This window comes from Endozoicomonas sp. ONNA1 (assembly GCF_024606325.1).
In the GTDB taxonomy this organism is placed as follows: domain Bacteria; phylum Pseudomonadota; class Gammaproteobacteria; order Pseudomonadales; family Endozoicomonadaceae; genus Endozoicomonas_A.
Genome location: NZ_JAHHPN010000302.1, coordinates 1 through 1224, shown reverse-complemented (window position 1 = coordinate 1224; position 1224 = coordinate 1). Strand labels below are relative to the sequence as shown.

At 50.3% G+C, this 1224-nt stretch carries 2 protein-coding genes; both read left to right on the top strand.

Annotated features, from left to right (window positions below; all coding sequences use genetic code 11):
- The coding region (locus KDK19_RS07140; RefSeq protein WP_257291636.1) for a hypothetical protein at positions 1–262 on the top strand (262 nt) is incomplete at its 5' end.
- Positions 263–320: 58 nt separating this feature from the next.
- The coding region (locus KDK19_RS07135; RefSeq protein WP_257291635.1) for a WD40 repeat domain-containing protein at positions 321–1224 on the top strand (904 nt) is incomplete at its 3' end.

Sequence of the window (1224 nt, the reverse complement as noted above, 5' to 3'; positions counted from 1 at the left end):
TGAATGTTCGATTGGAGCATGTGATTACTGTAGATCCGAACCGGATGCCGGAAATTATTACACCAGTCCCTACATCCGTGAGCAGTGTCCTGCCACAATCAACCCCCATCCCCACAAACGGCTCTGCCCCGGCAGTGAGTTACTGCAAGCCTTACATTGCTGGGAGTGTTTCATGGAACAGGAACGGTATCCTGGCTTTGGGAATCACTGCCGGTCAGGGCAAAAGCGGGTGTCCAACTTCAGGAGCCATACAAATTTTTAGTGTGAGTTTCGTGACAGAGCCGAGGCTCCGGCGAACCCTTCATACAGCAAATAATCCGGTGAAGAGCATCGACTTCAGCCACAGCGGCCAGCTGGCAGCCGTGGAGGGTGATCAAGAGGTCAGGATTTATGATGACCAGTCGTTCGCACATCTGGAAACCCTGTCCAATTCAACAAAGCCGATACAGACTCTTGTCTACAGCCACGACGGCACTCTTCTTGCCTTCGGGGGTGGGGTGATTCAAGGTAGTACTGTTAAGGGTGAGGTCATGGTTTATAGAGTGAAGGATCCGATCACCCACCTTTACACCCTCGACGATAAGTCAAACGGAGCAAGTGTTCTTGCCTTCAACAAAGACAGCACCCAGCTGGCAATCGCGGGGATTACCACACGAGCCTCGGTTTATAACACGACGAGTTCCGACCTCTTGCAAAGCGTGTTTTTTCCGGCAGAAATACGTGGCATTGACTACAGTGACGATGATGACCAGCTGGTAATCGTGGGAGCTAATGAATTCGTCAGGGTTTTTAGCATGAAAGCCGGAAGTGGCTCCAGGTACACTCTCGATTACCTCTTGCCCGTGGGAGACGGTGTAACCAGAGTTGCCTATAATCGCGGCGGCACTGAATTTGCCGTTGGGGTGTTTGACGGGACGGTCAGAATTTTTGATACGAACGACCTGTCCGCTTCTCCGCAAATCCTACCCTATGTTAGCAGAGCTAAGGTGTTGGACCTTGCCTTCAGTCCCGACGGCACTAAGCTGGCAGTCAGCTGGAATGATGGCAAGGTCAGTATTTATCGGGTCAGTAAAAAAGCCACTGTAGAAAATGATGCAAATTATTTGACTCCTGCAAGCCTTCCTTTAGCTATGTTATTCGCAGCTTTTCTTGGAGGGACTGGTGTAATTATTTCCGGCATCCGGTTCGGATCTACAGTAATCACATGCTCCAATCGAACATTCA